General features: G+C 66.9%; 1 protein-coding gene. It reads left to right on the top strand.

The annotated features are described in order from the left end of the window. Positions 1–50: 50 nt before the first annotated feature. A partial coding sequence (locus DKT70_RS17640; protein WP_146612699.1) for a hypothetical protein occupies positions 51–792 on the top strand: 742 nt, incomplete at its 3' end.

The following is a 792-nucleotide window of genomic DNA, read 5'->3' as shown; positions in this document are numbered from 1 at the left end:
GGGTTGAGGGCATCCTTCTGGCTGACCCCGCCCTGGCTGGATTGTGGCGGATGGAGACGAGCCTTCTGGAAGCTGCTGCCTCGATCGGGCTGGAAGGCGAGCGCATCTCGACGCAGGGGATGGTGCTTCGTCTCACCAGCGGAACCGCGATGGCAGAGGATGCCCGAGCGGTCGAGATGGCGCTGAAGGTTCTGTCCCTCATCCGGCGGCCTGGCGATCCATTCAGCGCACCGGTGGCGGCGCTGCGCCGGATCGAAGCGGCAGCCGCACCCATCGGGCAGACACGCGACGAGGGCGATCGGCTCGAGGATGCGGAGCTGCCTTTGGTGGTGGATGCCGGTCGCGCCTGGTCCCACGTTCCGATCCTGGCGGGATGGTGCGCGGCGGCCAGCTATGCCTTCCGGTCCCGGCGCAGCAGTCCGGTGGCCGAGCGGCTGGTCTTCATGGCCGTGGAAGGTGCCGCGCGGCGCCTGCGAGGTTTGTCGCCCGATCAAAGCGCTGGCCGCGATGATCTGGACGAGAGGGCAGGGGGCCTGCTGATGCCCACCACTGCCGGATGGATCGTGCCGCCATCCGTGTCGCTGACCCGCAACGGCTTTCGGATCTGGTCACCGCTGAGTGGCTTGGGCATGTTTCTGGAGGTCGCCACGCGGAACCTCTCGTATGAGCTGGGCCATCTGGGGACCCTGCGTCATGAATTGGCGCGTCTCTCGGCCATGACGTCGTCAGCGCATGGGCGGTCGCGGCTTGTCGACCTGATCTCTTTTTTGAAAGCGCAGCCGGTGGTCAGCT

Origin of the sequence: Paracoccus sediminilitoris (assembly GCF_003259195.1) — a bacterium.
In the GTDB taxonomy this organism is placed as follows: Bacteria; Pseudomonadota; Alphaproteobacteria; order Rhodobacterales; family Rhodobacteraceae; genus Paracoccus; species Paracoccus sediminilitoris.
The sequence above is the reverse complement of the archived record's forward strand: the minus strand, read 5'-3'. Positions and strand labels throughout refer to the sequence as shown.